This window comes from Oleomonas cavernae (assembly GCF_003590945.1).
In the GTDB taxonomy this organism is placed as follows: Bacteria; Pseudomonadota; Alphaproteobacteria; order Zavarziniales; family Zavarziniaceae; genus Zavarzinia; species Zavarzinia cavernae.
On sequence record NZ_QYUK01000016.1, the window covers coordinates 71,413 to 86,416 of the forward strand.

General features: G+C 67.0%; 14 protein-coding genes and 1 pseudogene. 3 read left to right on the top strand and 12 right to left on the bottom strand.

The genetic code is table 11. The annotated features are described in order from the left end of the window. Positions 1 to 6: 6 nt before the first annotated feature. On the bottom strand, positions 7 to 1,044 hold the full coding sequence (locus D3874_RS25605; RefSeq protein WP_233560367.1) for an efflux RND transporter periplasmic adaptor subunit: 1,038 nt from the start codon (positions 1,042 to 1,044) through the stop codon (positions 7 to 9). Between the two features lie 324 nt (positions 1,045 to 1,368). Here D3874_RS25605 and D3874_RS25610 point away from each other — a divergent pair, with 324 nt between their 5' ends. Continuing rightward, positions 1,369 to 1,974 carry a TetR/AcrR family transcriptional regulator gene (locus D3874_RS25610; protein WP_119782566.1) on the top strand — a complete coding sequence of 202 codons (606 nt, stop codon included), beginning with the start codon at positions 1,369 to 1,371 and terminating at the stop codon, positions 1,972 to 1,974. Between the two features lie 141 nt (positions 1,975 to 2,115). On the opposite strand, the gene D3874_RS25615 is transcribed toward D3874_RS25610, so the two are convergent. The 5 genes from D3874_RS25615 to ssuD form a co-directional block, all read right to left on the bottom strand. Further along, the gene (locus D3874_RS25615; RefSeq protein ID WP_199699355.1) at positions 2,116 to 3,549 is read right to left on the bottom strand and encodes an FAD/NAD(P)-binding protein; all 1,434 of its coding nucleotides are present in this window, start codon (positions 3,547 to 3,549) and stop codon (positions 2,116 to 2,118) included. Beyond that, the gene (locus D3874_RS25620; RefSeq protein WP_119782567.1) at positions 3,546 to 4,316 is read right to left on the bottom strand and encodes an ABC transporter ATP-binding protein; all 771 of its coding nucleotides are present in this window, start codon (positions 4,314 to 4,316) and stop codon (positions 3,546 to 3,548) included. The genes D3874_RS25615 and D3874_RS25620 overlap by 4 nt, the downstream gene beginning before the upstream one ends. Before the next feature lies 1 nt (position 4,317). Continuing rightward, on the bottom strand, positions 4,318 to 5,145 hold the full coding sequence (locus tag D3874_RS25625; RefSeq protein ID WP_119782568.1) for an ABC transporter permease: 828 nt from the start codon (positions 5,143 to 5,145) through the stop codon (positions 4,318 to 4,320). Positions 5,146 to 5,155: 10 nt separating this feature from the next. Beyond that, positions 5,156 to 6,139, bottom strand: coding sequence for an aliphatic sulfonate ABC transporter substrate-binding protein (locus D3874_RS25630; protein WP_119782569.1), 984 nt, complete (start codon positions 6,137 to 6,139; stop codon positions 5,156 to 5,158). A gap of 127 nt (positions 6,140 to 6,266) precedes the next feature. Continuing rightward, positions 6,267 to 7,475, bottom strand: coding sequence for an FMNH2-dependent alkanesulfonate monooxygenase (gene ssuD, locus D3874_RS25635; RefSeq protein WP_119782570.1), 1,209 nt, complete (start codon positions 7,473 to 7,475; stop codon positions 6,267 to 6,269). 286 nt (positions 7,476 to 7,761) lie between these two features. On the opposite strand from ssuD, the gene D3874_RS25640 reads away from it, so the two are divergent. Beyond that, positions 7,762 to 8,010 (top strand): DUF1272 domain-containing protein, encoded by a 249-nt coding sequence (locus D3874_RS25640; RefSeq protein WP_119782571.1) that lies wholly within the window; start codon positions 7,762 to 7,764, stop codon positions 8,008 to 8,010. A gap of 500 nt (positions 8,011 to 8,510) precedes the next feature. On the opposite strand, the pseudogene D3874_RS30885 reads toward D3874_RS25640, so the two are convergent. From D3874_RS30885 to D3874_RS25660, 5 genes and pseudogenes are all read right to left on the bottom strand, one after another. Then, positions 8,511 to 8,693, bottom strand: a pseudogene (locus D3874_RS30885) (TetR/AcrR family transcriptional regulator); the annotation flags it as partial. A 102-nt stretch (positions 8,694 to 8,795) separates the two neighbouring features. Beyond that, entirely contained in the window at positions 8,796 to 9,116 is a 321-nt protein-coding gene (locus tag D3874_RS28220) for a helix-turn-helix domain-containing protein (RefSeq protein ID WP_158596224.1), read from the bottom strand. Between the two features lie 187 nt (positions 9,117 to 9,303). Next, positions 9,304 to 10,812: an acetyl-CoA acetyltransferase gene (locus D3874_RS25650; RefSeq protein WP_119782573.1), complete on the bottom strand. Its 1,509-nt coding sequence runs from the start codon at positions 10,810 to 10,812 to the stop codon at positions 9,304 to 9,306. Between the two features lie 9 nt (positions 10,813 to 10,821). Then, positions 10,822 to 11,442 carry a glutathione S-transferase family protein gene (locus tag D3874_RS25655; RefSeq protein ID WP_119782574.1) on the bottom strand — a complete coding sequence of 207 codons (621 nt, stop codon included), beginning with the start codon at positions 11,440 to 11,442 and terminating at the stop codon, positions 10,822 to 10,824. Positions 11,443 to 11,461: 19 nt separating this feature from the next. Beyond that, positions 11,462 to 12,637 carry a CaiB/BaiF CoA transferase family protein gene (locus D3874_RS25660; protein ID WP_119782575.1) on the bottom strand — a complete coding sequence of 392 codons (1,176 nt, stop codon included), beginning with the start codon at positions 12,635 to 12,637 and terminating at the stop codon, positions 11,462 to 11,464. 148 nt (positions 12,638 to 12,785) lie between these two features. Between D3874_RS25660 and dinB the strand changes: the two genes are divergently transcribed. Beyond that, on the top strand, positions 12,786 to 13,868 hold the full coding sequence (gene dinB / locus D3874_RS25665) for a DNA polymerase IV (RefSeq protein ID WP_119782576.1): 1,083 nt from the start codon (positions 12,786 to 12,788) through the stop codon (positions 13,866 to 13,868). A gap of 135 nt (positions 13,869 to 14,003) precedes the next feature. Here the strand turns inward: dinB and D3874_RS25670 are convergent, their stop codons facing one another. Beyond that, entirely contained in the window at positions 14,004 to 14,921 is a 918-nt protein-coding gene (locus tag D3874_RS25670) for a LysR family transcriptional regulator (RefSeq protein ID WP_119782577.1), read from the bottom strand. Positions 14,922 to 15,004: the final 83 nt, after the last annotated feature.

The window sequence follows — 15,004 nt, forward strand, 5'->3', positions numbered from 1 at the left end:
TGAACCTTATCGAGCGGTCGGCTGGGCCGTGTCCGCCGCGGCGGTCGATAACTTGACCGGGACCGGCGTCACCTTGGCGCCCGGCTGGGCATGCTGGAGGCCGTCCACGATCACCCGGTCGCCGGGTTCGAGACCGGCGGTGACCAGCCACTTGTCGCCGATGGCGCGCGAGGCTTCGAGCTTGCGCACGGCGACCGTGTCGTCGCTGGCGACGACCATGGCCGTGGCATTGCCCGTGGGATCGCGGGTGACGCCCTGCTGGGGCACCAGGATGCCGGCCTCGTCGACGCCCGCCTGGATCACCGCCCGCACGAACATGCCGGGCAGCAGCTTCTGGTCGGGATTGGGGAACTGCGCGCGCAGGGTCACCGCCCCGGTACGCTCGTTCACCGTCACTTCCGAGAATTTGAGCGTGCCGCCCTGGGCGTAGGTCGAGCCGTCTTCGAGGATCAGGGTCACCTTGGCCTTTTCCGGGTCGACCCCGGTCAGCTTGCCGTTGGCCATCTCGTTCTTCAGGCGCAGCAGGTCGGCACTGGACTGGGTGACGTCGACATAGATCGGGTCGAGCTGCTGGATCGTTGCCAGCGCCGTCGCCTGGTTGGCGGTGACGAGCGCGCCCTGGGTCACCGTCGAGCGGCCGATGCGGCCGGCAATCGGCGCGTCGACCCGGGCATAGGCGAGGTTGATCCGCGCCGAGGCGACAGCCGCCTTGGCCGAGGCCACGTCGGCTTCGGCCTGCTTCAGGGTCGCCGCGGCATCGTCATAGTCCTGCCGGCTGACGGCATTGACCTTGACCAGTTCCTTGTAGCGCTGGGCCTTCAGGCGGGCGATGTCGGCGGTGGCCTGGGCCCGGTCGAGCGAGGCCTGGGCGCTGTCGAGTGCTGCCTGGTAGGTTGCCGGATCGATCTGGTAGAGCGGCGCCCCGGCGGCGACTTCCGCGCCCTCCTCGAACAGGCGCTGCTTGATAATCCCGTCAACTTGAGGTCGAATTTCTGCGACCTGGAAGGCAGCGGTGCGGCCGGACAGTTCGCGCGTGATCACCACCGGCTGGGCCTGGACGGTGACGACGCCGACCTGGGCCGGCCCTTGGGGGCGGTCGCGCCGATTGCCTGATCCTGGTCGCAGCCGGCAAGGCCAAGAACAGAAGCGAGCAGCATCACCGAAAGAAGGGGGGCGTGCTTTCGGACCAGCATGGGATACCTCGAAGACAGAACGCGCCGAGTGGGGTCGGCTACCCTGCGCATGGCTGCCTGCCGATATCGGGACAGTCGCGCTATTGCGTAGAATGAACGTTCATTCTACCTATTAGTCAAGGTCGAGTTGGGGGGGCATGGCGGCAATGCTGCTATGCAATAGAGGAGAGCAGGAATGGTGAGTGTAGATGCCGGCCAGGCCGATGCCTGCCGGGCCGAGGCCAGAAAACGGCAGATTCTGGACGCCGCAGCCCGTTGCTACCGGCGTCACGGCTTCCACGCCACCAGCATGCAGGAGCTGGCGCGCGAGGCGAAGATGAGCGTCGGCCACATCTATCACTACTTCGCCAACAAGGAGGCGATCATCGCCGCCTTCATCGAAGAAGACGTCGAGCACTTCCGGGAAATCATGAAGCGCCTGCGCGAGGACAACCTCACCGTGGCCGAGGCGCTGGTCGCCCACGCGGAAGAGGCCTGGGAAGATGTCCGCAACCCGGAAAACGCCGCCCTGGCGCTGGAAATTCACGCCGAAGCGTCGCGCAACCCCAAGATCGCCGAAATGGTCCGCTGCGCCGATCGCATCAGCAGCGACGGTGTCTTCGAGCTCTTTGTTACCGATCTGGCCGACCGCCAGTGGAGCCCGCAGGAGACCCGCGCCCGGGTCGAGATCCTCTTCACCCTGTACGAGGGCCTGTTCATGCGCGTGATCCGCAACCCGCAGATCGAGCGCGAGCCCGCCCTCGCCGCCTTCCGATTGGCCGTCGACCGCATCCTGGCCTGATATTGCCTGAGTTCTCCCCCCGTCATTCCGGCGAAGGCCGGAATCCATTGCGACATCTCGTGCTGCCCCAGAATGGATCCCGGCCTGCGCCGGGATGACGATATTGATTACGTGACAGGCCCGAAACCGGCACCGCTTGGATCAGACCAGCGCGCGTTGCCTGGCTTGCGCGGCGGGGGCTTGCCGGCGCAGCCACTCGGCAACGATTTCCGCCACCTGTTCGGCGTGCAGGGCGACCTGCGGCAGGCCCATGAGTTCGCCGAAGGTACCGCGCGCCAGCGGCCCCGCCACCAGCAGCGTTTCCTGGGCCTTGCCGTCGGCATCCAGGACGTGACTGCGCAGGTCGACCGCCAACCCCAGGCCATGGGCATCGGCCGTCACCAGGCCTGCCACCGCCAGCGAGGCCAGTGCGGGATTGCCGGCAATGACGCTGCCGTGCGCCGGCCCGGTTGCGACCACCACCGCATCGAAAACAAGCCGCGTCGGCGCCGGGCGTTGCCCCTTGCGCGGACGCAGGTCGACCACGATGCCGTCGTCACCCGCCACGACGGCACCAAGATCGGCCTTGATCACCTGGAACCGCCCCTGCGCCGCGGCACGGGCGATCGCCGCCTCGACCTGCGGTGCGACGCGGTAACGATGGACATCCCAGAAGGCGCGCAGGTGGCGCACCAGCCGTGACCGCTCGGCGACGGGCAAGGCGCGCCAGATCGGATAGGCATCGCGGCGCACGGCATCGAGCACGCCGTGCCAGCTCAAGCCCGCGGCCCCGGCGGCATCGACCGCGCGGCGGATGCGGCGCAACAGCTCCAGCGCGGTGACCGCCGGCCTGGTGGCGAAGTCGCCCTTGGCCTCGACCGGGGCCGGCGGATGGCCCCGCGACAACAGGCCCCGGCGCGACACCGCGACGACGGATCCGCGATGGCCACGCCGCTCCAGCGAGGCGACGATATCGGCCATGGTCAGGCCGGTGCCGACGATCAGCACCCGGTCGTCGGGGCCCACGGCGGCCAGGGCCTCGGGCGCCCAGGGGTCGGCGATGAATTTGGCAAGGCCGGCCAGCGGCGCCAGCGCAGCCGGGGCGGCCGGCGGCGGATGGCTGGTGGCCAGGACCACCAGGTCGGCTTCGATCGCGCCGCCGCCGCTCAAGGTAACGCGGTAACCCGCCCCCTCGCGGTGGATGGCCTGCGCCCGCTCGGCAATGTGGGCAAGCCGTGCCGGCGAAAGCGCCAGGGCCTCCTGCAGTACACCGCGGACGTAACGGCCGAAGACGGCGCGGCGGGGGAAGATCCGGTCATCGGGCAGGGTCGCGGCAGGGTCGTCATCGACCGCGCCTTCGCGGCGGATCCAACGGTCGAAATGGCCCTCGTCATCGGCGAAGATGGTCATGCGCGCCGCGGGCACGTTGATCCGGTGGGCCGGATCGCTCGATGAATAGGCGACGCCGCCGCCCAACTGCGGCCGCGGTTCGATGATGTCGATCGCCACCGGGCCGTCGGCCCTGCGCGCCAGTTGCAGGGCAAAGGCCGTGCCGCTGAACCCGCCGCCGATGACGGCCACCCGCATCACGGTCATTCCGCCGCCTCGGCCAGGGAAATACCCGGCGCCCCTTCGTCCAGCGAGGCATCCAGGGCATGGCGCAACTGCCGTTTCGCCCGCTCGAAGGCCGGGGCATCGCGGTCGCGCGGGCGGGCCAGATCGACCGCGATCACCGCATCGATGCGGCCGGGACGAGGCCGCAAGACGATCACCCGGTCGGCCAGCACCAGCGCCTCCTCGATATCATGGGTGACCAGCACCAGGGTCGGCCGGCCGTCGGACCACAGGCGGGCAAGGTGATCCTGAAGCGTGGCCCGGGTCAAGGCATCAAGCGCCGAGAACGGCTCGTCGAGGAGGAGCACGCGCGGGCTGGCCACCAGCGCCCGCGCCAGGGCCACGCGCTGGGCCATGCCGCCCGACAATTCCCGTGGCAGGCGCCTGGCCAGGCCGGCAAGGCCGACCCGCGCCAGTTCCGCCTCGATCAATTTGGTGCGCTCGGGGCGCGCCAGGTGTCGAATGCCAAAGCCGACATTGTCGCCCACCGACAACCAGGGAAACAGCCGCGGTTCCTGGAACACCACGCCGATGGCCGGGTGGGGGCCGGCGACGGCGACACCGTCGACCTGCACCGAGCCGTGCGTGGGCGCGTCCAGGCCGGCGATGAGACGCAGCAGGGTGCTCTTGCCGCAGCCCGAACCGCCGACAACCGCGACGATCTCGCCATCGGCGACGCCCAAGCCGATGCCGTGCAGGGCCTGCGTGCCATTGGCATAGGTTTTGTCCAGGGCGGTAATCGTCAACATGTCAGCGCCCTCCCCCATGGGCGTCCTGCCAGCCCAGGGAGCGGGCGGTCAACGCCACCAGGATCGCATCGGCGAGCTTGCCCAGCAGGGCGAAGACGATGATCGCGGCGACGATCTGGTCCGGCTTGCCCAGTTGCTGGCCGTCGACCAGCAGGTAGCCCAGGCCTTCGGAGGCGCCCATGATCTCGGCCGCCACCACGAACATCCAGCCCAGCCCCAGGCCGGTGCGCAGGGCCAGGATCACCGAAGGCAGGATCGCCGGCAGCAGGACCCGCCACACCATCTCGAGGCCGGTGACGCGGAACACCCGGCCGACCTCGACGATCTTGCGATCGACCGAGAGGATCGCGCCGGACACGCCCAGATAGACCGGGAAGAGCACGCCGATGGCGATCAGGGCGATCTTCGATTCCTCGAAAATGCCCAGCCACAGGATGAACAGCGGCACCCAGGCCAGCGACGGGATCGCCCGCAGGCCTTGCAGCGACGGGTCGACCAGTTGCCGGAACAGCCTGGAGTAACCGGCAGCGCCACCGATCACGATGCCGGCCACCCCGCCCAGGAGGAAGCCGCTGGCGACCCGCGAGACGGTGGCACCGACATGGGCCCACAGCTCGCCCGTCACCGCCATGGCCCACAGGGTGGCGGCGATGCGGCTGGGCGGCGGCACGAGGCGGCCATTGGCAAGTCCCGCCTGGACCAGCACCTCCCATCCGCCGGCGAGCAGGAGCGGCAGCGCCAGTCCGAGGCCGAAGCCGAGGGCACGGCGGCCGTGCGCCGCCCCCTCGCCCGCCGCCTGCTCCAGCCGCCCCAGATCGATGCTCGCCACCGCCGTGCCCTTACTTGGCGGCGAGGTTGAAGCGCTCGTCGATCTGCGCGTCGGCCACGGCCTTCACGTCGACTTCGGGCTTGATCACACCGGCCGCCTGGAGGGCCAGGCCGGCGGCCAGGATGGTCTCCTTCTGGGTGGCGCCGATACGGCTGTTGGCGAGGTCCGTGCGCGTGAGCTGGCGGGCGATCACCGGCTCGGGCAGTTTCGCCACCGCGACCAGCGCCGCCGCCACTTCCGCCGGATTGGCGAGCGCGTGCAGGCGGGCCTTCTCGTAGATCGCGAGGACGCGCGAGACGATGCCGGGCTGTTCGGCCGCGAAGCTCTCGGGCGCGTTGAGGACACCATAGGTGTTCCAGTCGGGCCGGCGGAAGAACAGGCTGGCGCCGTCGTCCACCTCGGCCGCCGCCATCAGCGGGTCGAGGCCGGCCCAGGCATCGACGTCGCCGCGGATCAGCGCCGCCTTGCCGTCGCCATGCTGGAGCAGGACGAGTTGCACGTCCGTCTCCTTCAGGCCGGCCTCGGTCAGGGCCCGGATCAGGAAGATATGCGGATCGGTGCCGCGGGTTACGGCGATGCGCTTGCCCCTGAGATCGGCGGGCGAGGCGATGCCCGTATCCTTGCGGGTGACCAGGGCGGTCCATTCCGGCTTGGAGTAGACATAGATCGACTTGACCGGGTTGCCGTTGACCCGGGCGATCAAGGCGGCCGCCCCGGCGGAGGAGCCGAAATGCAGGCTGCCGGCATTGAGGAATTCCAGCGCCTTGTTCGAGCCCAGCGACTGCACCCAGCGAATGCCGGTGCCTTCGGCCTTGAACTCCGCCTCGAGCCAGCCTTTCTCCTTCAAGAGCAGGCTGACCGGGTTGTAGGTGGCGAAATCGATACGGATCTCGTCCAGCGCGGCAGCGCGGCCGGTGCGGATGAAGGGCAGGGCCGCGGCACCGGCGGCAAGGCCGGCGAGGACGTGGCGACGGGTGGGCGTGAAGGTGGTCATGGCTGGCCTCAAGCAATAATCAAGGGTTCGCGGCCGGATGGCCGCGTGGGAGGTCTTCTGGTGCTGTGCTCGGACGGCGCGGCTCAGCCGCGCCGTCAGTTACATCGGCTGGCGACCCGGCGGGCGCTCATGACGAAGACGCCTGGCGCACGGTGGGGCGGATATCGTTGGCGATGGTCTCGCCGAAGGGGCCGGTGTTCACGCTGGCCGGGCGCGCCGCCGGCGCGTCATGGGCCAGCGGCAGCAGCGGGAACACCAGTTCGGCAAAGCGATAGACTTCCTCCAGGTGCGGGTAGCCCGACAGGATGAAGCTGTCGATGCCGATATCCATGTATTCGCGCATGCGCTGGGCGACCGTCTGGGGATCGCCCACCAGGGCCGTGCCGGCGCCGCCACGCACCAGGCCGACGCCGGCCCACAGGTTGGGGCTGACCTCGAGCTTGTCGCGGCGCCCGCCGTGCAATGCCGACATGCGCCGCTGGCCTTCGGAATCCATGCGCGCGAAAATCTTCTGCGCCGCCGCGATGGTGTTGTCGTCGACATGCTCGATCAGCCTGTCGGCCGCGGCCCAGGCTTCCGCATTGGTCTCGCGCACGATCACATGCAGGCGGATGCCGAAGGTCACCTTGCGGCCCAGGGCGTCGGCCAGGGCCTTCTGCTTGCGGATCTTCTCGGCCACCTGGGCCGGGGGTTCGCCCCAGGTCAGGTATTTGTCGACCGTCTCGGCCGCGACCTGGTTGGCTTGCGGCGAGGAACCGCCGAAGTACAGCGGCGGGCCGCCGGCCTGGTGCGGCGGGAACAGCAGTTGCGCGCCTTCGACATGGACATGCTTGCCCTTGAAGTCCACCGTCTCGCCCGCCAGCAGGCGCTTGTAGACATCCAGGAACTCGCGCGTCACCTCGTAGCGTTCGGCATGGGACAGGAAAATCCCGTCGCCGGCATTCTCCACCGGGTCGCCCCCGGTCACCACATTGATCAGGGCACGGCCGCCGGAGAGGCGGTCCAGGGTCGCGGTCATGCGCGCGGCCAGGGTCGGCGGCTGCAGGCCCGGGCGCACGGCGACCAGGTAGCGCAGCTTCTGCGTCACCGACACCATGGCCGAGGCAACCAGCCAGGAATCCTCGCACGACTTGCCGGTGGGGATCAGCACGCCGTAATAGCCGAGCCGATCGGCCGCCTGGGCGATCGCCTTCAGGTATTCGAGATCGACGGCACGCCCACCCTGCGACGTGCCCAGGTACCGGCCGTCGCCATGGGTGGGCAGGAACCAGAAGACATTGGCCTTGGTCGCCGCCTCGACCGGGGCCAGCGGCGTTACCTCGTTTGCAGCACTCATAACACACCCCTCCCGGCGGCGCCGGGCGTATAAACATTATCTGTCTGGTGTAAGAGTTGTTCTACAAGATGCAAAACGTCAAGAACCATAAAACACATTATTTATAAGTTATTTATGCCTTCGATGGCAGGAAAGGTCGAAACATTGACCTTCTGGCCGTCCAAAAAATGCGGCAATTTTGAACAGTCGAGGCAAGTCTTTGGGCCATAAAGATTTTCCTCATCCTGAGGAGGGGGCGCCAGCACCCGTCTCGAAGGACGCAGGATGCCCGTGCAAAGGACACCAGATGCTGAAACTCAAGCCCAATTGCGAATGCTGCGATCGTGACCTGCCGCCGGACAGCGCGGCGGCCCGGATCTGCACCTATGAATGCACCTTCTGCGCGGATTGCGCCGAGGGTGTCTTCCACGGCACTTGCCCCAATTGCGCCGGCAACCTGGTGGCGCGCCCGATCCGGCCGGCCGCGATGCTGGCCCGCCACCCGGCCTCGACCGAGCGCCATCTGCGCGCCCAGCCCTGCGCCACCGCCGGTTGATCAGCCGGCCTTGCGGCTGCGCACCAGGCGCTGGGTTTCGGCCGAGGCCGGCTGGCCCAGCAGGCCCTCGACCGTGTCGAGCAGGTTTTCCGCGGCGGCCGGATCATTCCACAACTCGGCCCAGTCGCCATGGGCCCCCGGCGCGACGAGAGGGCCGCCACGACATAAAGCGTCATCAGCTTGATGCGCTGGTCGAACAACCGGCGCGGCAGGTCGGGCAGGAACCGGCGGATATATTCGAGCGCCCGGCGATAGCTGCTGTCGCGCCGGCCCGCCTCCATCGCCTCCATCAGCAGGTCGTAGTGTTCGACCGCCAGGCGGTTGATGAAGGCGATGTAATCCGGCTCGAAGCCGTCGCCGATGCCGCCCGCCAGCGGATCGGCCAACAGGCGCAGGATTTCGCGCAGGGAAGCCGGCCCGCCCCTGGCCTCGATCTCTTCCAGGCGGCGGGTCCGTTCGGCATTCACCAGGCCGGCGCCGTCGGCGACCAGTTCCTTGATCAGGGCTTCCTTGGTGCCGAAGTAGTAGTGCAGCGAACCGCCGTTCTTCTGCCCGGCGGCATCGATGATGTCGCGCACGGTGACATCGTCCAGGCCGCGCTGGGCGAACAGGCGCTGGGCTGCCAGCTTGATCTTCTCGCGGGTATCGTCGCCGCGAGGCGGCTGCTGGTCGCGCGCGGCCATGGGGAGGTGAATGCCTTTACCGGTGATGTCATGGGGACAAGCGTCCTAGATGACAAATCACCGGGGTATTGGCAAGCATGGCGGGAGCAAAAAAACCAAACTTCAATCGGACACAAATTCTAAATTCAATTTGATACGATCAACTTCAAATCCTGTAGCACGGGCGATCCTAACTCTGAGATTATCCATCATCTCGGCAACTGTCTCCGATCCGGCGGACGCTGGGATATCAGGGACCGCTTCCTCAACATCTTCAACCTCCCCGCTGCGCAAGTATCTCTCTGTAACGCTCAATACGCCTGCAATCGCCGAAAGCGTGTGCGGCCTCGGAATAATATCATTCTGTTGCCAATTCCAAACCGCAGTTGGCGTAACCCCTACCGCTCGCGCAAGCTCAGATGCGCCTATCCTCTTCTCCAGCATGGCCGACTCCAAACGGTTCGCAAATGTTTGGGTCGGGAAAACTCGCATCTTGATTGGCATTGCAACTGCTCCAAGGTAAGAGCGCCTACTTTGCCCCGACTTAAAAAATTGTCAAGTAAAATTTCAATGTTCTTATATATTTGAAATATCAACACTTGACGCAGGCTATGGTGGCGGCACATGGATATCAATTCGGTCTCCACTCCAGCAGGCCGTCTTCCGCTTGGCGCACCTCGCCGGTCAGGCCGATCGCATAGCGCTCGGGCGCGGTGAGTAGGGCGATGCCGACCGTATCCGCTGCCGGCACACGGGCGAGCGTGCGGCTGCCGTCGGCGGTGCGCAGGATGACAACGCCGTGGGTGGGTGCCCCGTCCCGGTCGTAGATCACCGTGTGGGTTTCGATCCTTGCCTTGCCGGCCGCCGCCTCGACGATCGCCGGCACCGGGCCACGCCTGGCATCCGCCGCCGCCTGCACGCTGTAGGGGCCGGTCAGGTGATCGGCTTCGGCGGGTTGGCGTCCAAGGACCAGGGCATGGTGCTTGGTGACGAATTCGCCCTGGCCATAGAGCAGGCCCACGCCCTCGCCCTCGCGCAGGCGGCGGACCATGGCGCAGGCGGCGTGGGTCATGTAGTCGTTCAGGGGGGCGCCGAAGAAGGTCAGGCCGCCGGTAACGGTGGGCATTACGTCGGCGCCCAGCCTCAAGGTCCGGCGCGCCATCTTCGGCACACAGGGGAAGCAACTGTAGAGTTCCAATGCATCGAAGCCGCTGCCGTTGGCCAGCCCCAGCGCCGTCTCCAGCACCACGTCCTGGGCGTGGGAGCCGTGAAAATGATCGCGCGCGAGGTAGTCGCGCGGCTCGTTCGCCGCGGCCCCGCCCCAGACATGGATCAGCCGGTCCTCGGCGATACCTGCCGCGCGGGCCGCGCCCAAGCTGGTCATGATCAGGGCGGCGCCCTGGTTCACCGTGGGATTGGCGACCATCAGCTTGGTATAGGGCCAGGCGATCAGGCGGTTGTCGGCGGTGGGCGTGGTGATCGCCTCGGGCGTGAAGTCGCGGCCCAGCCAGGCATAGGGGTTGGTGGCCGCCACGCTTGAATAGCGCGACCACAAGCCGCCCGACTCCGCCAGCGCCTCGTCCGGGGTCTGGCCCCAGTGATGCGCGGTCGCCGCATCGTAGAAGGGATAGACCGTGATCGGCCGGAACACGCCGTGGCGGATCGCCATCTCGTTGGCGAACTCTGACGCCCGGACGCTGCGCGCCGGCTTCTCGGCCTTGGGCGTCCAGGGCAGGTCGATGCCGGCCTTGCGTGCCTTGCCCAGGGTGCTTTGCGATTCCGCCCCGCAGATCGCGGCGACCGTGCTTTCGCCCCGGGCGATCCGCCCGGCGGCCTCGTGCAGATAGCGGATCGGGCTCTCGCCGCCGACCGGGCCATAGACCGCGCGGGCCGGGGCAATACCGAGGCGTTCGCACAACTGCGCCGCCGGCGCGGCATAGGGCCAGGTGACCTGGTTGACGATGTCGATCGAGTCGAGCCGGGCGATCAGGCCGGCGCCTGCATCCTCCTCGGCCTGGGCCAGGGCGGCGGCCATCAGGGCCAGCGGCTCCAGACCTTGCGTCCAGTCCTTGGGCCGGTCGGTAACCTCGCCGATGCCGACGATGACGGGAATGCGATCAGGGGTAAGCGCATGGGACATGATCGGCCTCTATACGTTTTTCTCGGCCGCCTCGGCGCGGCGATAGGCGTCGCGGTCGCTGATCCGCGCCCAGTAGTCCTTGATGTTTTCCGGGAATTCGCCGGCCAGCCCCAAGAGGCCGGCCAGTTTCAGCGCATAGCCGAAGGAAATGTCGGCCGCGGTGAAGCGCCCGGCACAGACGAATTCGGGGCCGATCAGGGTGGCGGCGGCGCGCAGGCGCGACAGGAACCACTTGGCATAGTCCTCGGCCGCCTGCGGCAGGCGGCGCTCCTCGGGCTCGAGCATGGTATAGCGCAGCACGATGGTCTGCGGGAAGGTCAGGGTCGCCTCGCCCATGTGCAGGAAATTCAGATAGGGGCCATAGTCGGCCTCGTCAGGCGTTACAGCCAGTGGCGTCGGGCCATGGCGGGTGACGAGATAGTGGCAGATGGCCGCGGATTCGGTCATCAGCTTGCCCTGATCGTCGATGAAGCTGGGCACCGTGCCCAGGGGATTGAGGTCGAGATAGCCTTCCTGCCGGGCGCGGGGCGGAAACGGCATGATCTTCAGCTCGTAGGGCAGGCCGAGCTCTTCCAGCGTCCACAAGGCGCGGAACGAGCGTGCCCGGGCACAATGATACAGGGTGACCACCAGTAACTCCTCCCGCCCCTCAGGCGCTTTTTTTGGCCAGGCCCAGCTCGGCCCGGATGGCGGCGGTATGCTCGCCCACGCGCGGGGCCGGCTCGATGGCGATGTCAGGCGCCGCGGCGAAGCGCACCGGCGGCCGCATTTCGAAATAGGCACCCTCGCTCGGGTGCTCGCGCCGGCGGAAGAAGCCTGCCGCCTTCAGGTGCAGGTCGGCCATGATATCGCTCAAGTCCCGCACCGGCATGGCCGGGATCTGCTCGGCATTGAGCGCCACCATCCATTCGGCGCTGGTCCTGGCCGGGGTCAGTTCGGCGACGGCCTGGTAGAGCAGCGCCGAATTCTTCATGCGCAGGATCGGATTGGCCAGGTGCTCGTCATCCAGCACTTCCGGCTTGCCCAGCACGGCAAAGACCTTGGCCCAGCTCTGGTCGGTATAGGGCACGATGCTGATGTAACCATCCTTGGTCGGGAACGGCTGGCGATCCGGGTCGATCTGGCGGGCATAGCCGACCGGGCTGGTCGGCGGGTCGAACACCGCGCCGAACAGATGTTCCTCCAGCATGAACTGGGTGAAGGCCTCGAACATCGGCACTTCGACGAACTGCCCCTCGCCCGTGCGCAGGCGGTGAATATAGGCCGCCAGCACCGCATAAGCGCCGTGCAGCCCCGCCACCTTGTCGGCGATCAGCGAGGGGATATAGCGCGGCCGGGGATTGCCATCGACCCGCGGCAACAGGGTGGCAGTGCCGGTCGTCGCCTGGATGACATCGTCATAGGCCTGGAGATCGGCGTAGGGCCCGTCCGAACCGAAGCCGACGCAATGGACGTAGATGATATCGGGGTTGAGCGCCTTCACCGCCTCGTAGCCGAAGCCCAGCCGCTCCATCGCCTGACCGCGCACGTTATGGACATAGACATCGGCACTGGCCAGCAGGTCGGCCATGGTCTTGTGATCTTCAGGGTTCTTGAGATCAAGGGCGACCGACCGCTTGCCGCGGTTCAAGGTCATGTGGCAGGGGCCCATCAGCGGCGTCTTGGCCGGGCGCCCGGCCTGGCGGAACTGGTCACCCGCGGGCGGCTCCACCTTGATCACGTCGGCGCCCATGTCGGCCAGGGTCTGGGTGCAATAGGGACCGAATACCACCGAGGTCAGATCGATGATGCGGATGCCTTCCAGCATGCGTGGGCGCGGGGCCATTGATTCCTCCCGGTTTCTCGAGGGCACTAGACCGCAAGGGGCCGGGGCGGGTCCAATACGAAATCCGCGCGATTAAGACGAAAATCGTCTTTATTGCCCGACTCAGACGATGTTGCTAGTTTGTTCGCAAGGCGACGGCGCAAATCCGATGGTTCAGGCAGACGGCCGCAAGATAATCCACATCGACATGGACGCGTTCTATGCCTCGGTGGAACAGCGCGACAACCCCGAGCTGCGCGGCAAGCCGCTGGCGGTGGGCGGCTCGTCCCTGCGCGGCGTGGTCGCCGCCGCCAGCTACGAGGCGCGCAAGTTCGGCGTCCGCTCGGCCATGCCCTCGGTCACCGCCAAGCGCCAGTGCCCGGAACTGATCTTCGTCCGCCCGCGCTTCGACGTCTACAAGGGCGTCTCGCGCCAGATCCGGGAAATCTTCGCCCAGTACACGCCGCTGATCGAACCCCTGTCGCTGGACGAGGCCTACCTCGACGTCACCACCAACCTGAAGAACATGGCCTCCGCCACCTTGATCGCCCAGGAGATTCGCGCCCAGATCTTGAGCGAGACCGGCCTGACCGCCTCGGCCGGCATCTCCTACAACAAGTTCCTGGCCAAGCAGGCCTCCGACCACAACAAGCCCAATGGGCAATATGTGATTACGCCCGGCATGGGCGCGGCCTTTGCGGAAGCCCTGCCGGTGGCCAAATTCCACGGCGTGGGCCGGGTGACCGCGGCCAAGATGAACAAGCTGGGCCTCTTCACCGGGGCGGATTTGAAGGCGCAGAGCCTGGAATTCCTGCAACGCCATTTCGGCAAGGCCGGCCCCCACTACTACGCCATCTCGCGCGGCCAGGATGCCCGCCAGGTGGTGCCCGACCGGCCGCGCAAGTCGATCGGCTCCGAGACCACTTACTTTCAGGACCTGCGCGAACCGGCGGCGGTCGAGGCCGGCGTGCTGGGCCAGGCCGCCGAGGTCTGGGAATATTGCGAGAAGACCGGTGTCACCGGGCGGACGGTGACGGTGAAGATCAAATATGCCGACTTCCAGCAAAGCACCCGCAGCCACACGGTCGCCGTGCCCGTCATCGACCGCGCGACCCTGGAGGCGGTCAGCGTCGACCTGGTGCGCAGCATCTATCCCCTGCCCAAGCCGATCCGCCTGCTGGGCGTCTCCCTCTCGAACCTCTCCACCGAGGAACGCGAAGAGACCGAGCAGTTGCCGCTGGATTTGGGGTAACACCCCACCGCCGTCATCCCGGCGAAGGCCGGGATCCATCGGCGTGGAACGCGTGGTATTGCAGAACCAGGCCAACCCGGGATCTCGTGCTGCATCGGCATGGATCCCGGCCTTCGCCGGGATGACGGTCGGGGCTCACAACCGCTGCGAACCGAAATCTTCCCGGGCGAACAGGCCAGCGACCCAGTCGACGAAGACGCGGACCTTGTTGCTCAGGTGCCGGTTGGGTGGATAGACCACATGCAGCGGCTTGGCTTCCGATTGCCAATCGGGCATCACCGGCACCAGTTCGCCGGATTTCAGATAGCAGCGCGCCATGAACACCGGCACCTGGAGCACGCCCAAGCCGACCAGCCCGGCCAGCAGGTAGGCCTTGCCTTCGTTGACGGCGACGGCACAGCGGCCGTTGATCTCCAGGCGTTCGGCACCGCGCACGAAGTTGAAGGGTACGGAACGGCCGGCACGGGCGGTAAAGAAGCCCACCACCTGGTGCTCGCGCTCCAGGTCCCTGGGGTGCGTGGGCGCGCCGTGGCTTGCGATGTAGGCGGGCGCCGCGCAGGTCACGGTGGTCATCTCCCCCACCCGCCGGGCGATCAGCGAGGTGTCGCTCAACTCGCCCACACGCACCACGCAGTCGACATTCTCGGTCAAGAGGTCGGCCCGCCGGTCGGAAACGCCGAGGTCGAGCTGGATCTCGGGATAGGCCGCATGGAAGGCGGGCAGGGCCGGGATGATCACCAGATGGGCGATGCTGCCCGGGACATCGACCCGCAGCTTGCCCTTGGGCTTGCTCTGGGACACGGTCATGCCGCCGTCGATCTCGTCGAGGTCGTTCAGCAGGCGCACCACCCGCTCGTAATAGGCGGCGCCGTCGGCGGTGACGGTCACGCTGCGCGTCGTCCGGTTCAACAGTTTGGTATTGAGATGCGCCTCCAGCCCCTGGATCAGCTTGGTCACCGTGGGCTTGGGCATTTCGAGCAGGTCGGCGGCGCGGGTGAAGGTGCCAGCCTCCACCACCCGAACGAACGACCGCATGGCGGCGAGCTGGTCCATCGCACACTCCTACCGCAGGTGCGGTATTATTCACGTATGGAAAAAATGAAATAGCAAACTGGGTATTTATTGGCAACCAGAGA

Coding starts and splice junctions, on each gene's coding strand:
- D3874_RS25630 (WP_119782569.1), bottom strand. CDS start 6,139: ATGACCACCTTCACGCCCACCCGTCGCCACGTCCTCGCCGGCCTTGCC.
- D3874_RS25650 (WP_119782573.1), bottom strand. CDS start 10,812: ATGTCCCATGCGCTTACCCCTGATCGCATTCCCGTCATCGTCGGCATC.
- D3874_RS25640 (WP_119782571.1), top strand. CDS start 7,762: ATGCTGAAACTCAAGCCCAATTGCGAATGCTGCGATCGTGACCTGCCG.
- D3874_RS25670 (WP_119782577.1), bottom strand. CDS start 14,921: ATGGACCAGCTCGCCGCCATGCGGTCGTTCGTTCGGGTGGTGGAGGCT.
- D3874_RS25620 (WP_119782567.1), bottom strand. CDS start 4,316: ATGTTGACGATTACCGCCCTGGACAAAACCTATGCCAATGGCACGCAG.
- dinB (WP_119782576.1), top strand. CDS start 12,786: ATGGTTCAGGCAGACGGCCGCAAGATAATCCACATCGACATGGACGCG.
- ssuD (WP_119782570.1), bottom strand. CDS start 7,475: ATGAGTGCTGCAAACGAGGTAACGCCGCTGGCCCCGGTCGAGGCGGCG.
- D3874_RS28220 (WP_158596224.1), bottom strand. CDS start 9,116: ATGCTGGAGAAGAGGATAGGCGCATCTGAGCTTGCGCGAGCGGTAGGG.
- D3874_RS25615 (WP_199699355.1), bottom strand. CDS start 3,549: ATGACCGTGATGCGGGTGGCCGTCATCGGCGGCGGGTTCAGCGGCACG.
- D3874_RS25610 (WP_119782566.1), top strand. CDS start 1,369: ATGGTGAGTGTAGATGCCGGCCAGGCCGATGCCTGCCGGGCCGAGGCC.
- D3874_RS25660 (WP_119782575.1), bottom strand. CDS start 12,637: ATGGCCCCGCGCCCACGCATGCTGGAAGGCATCCGCATCATCGATCTG.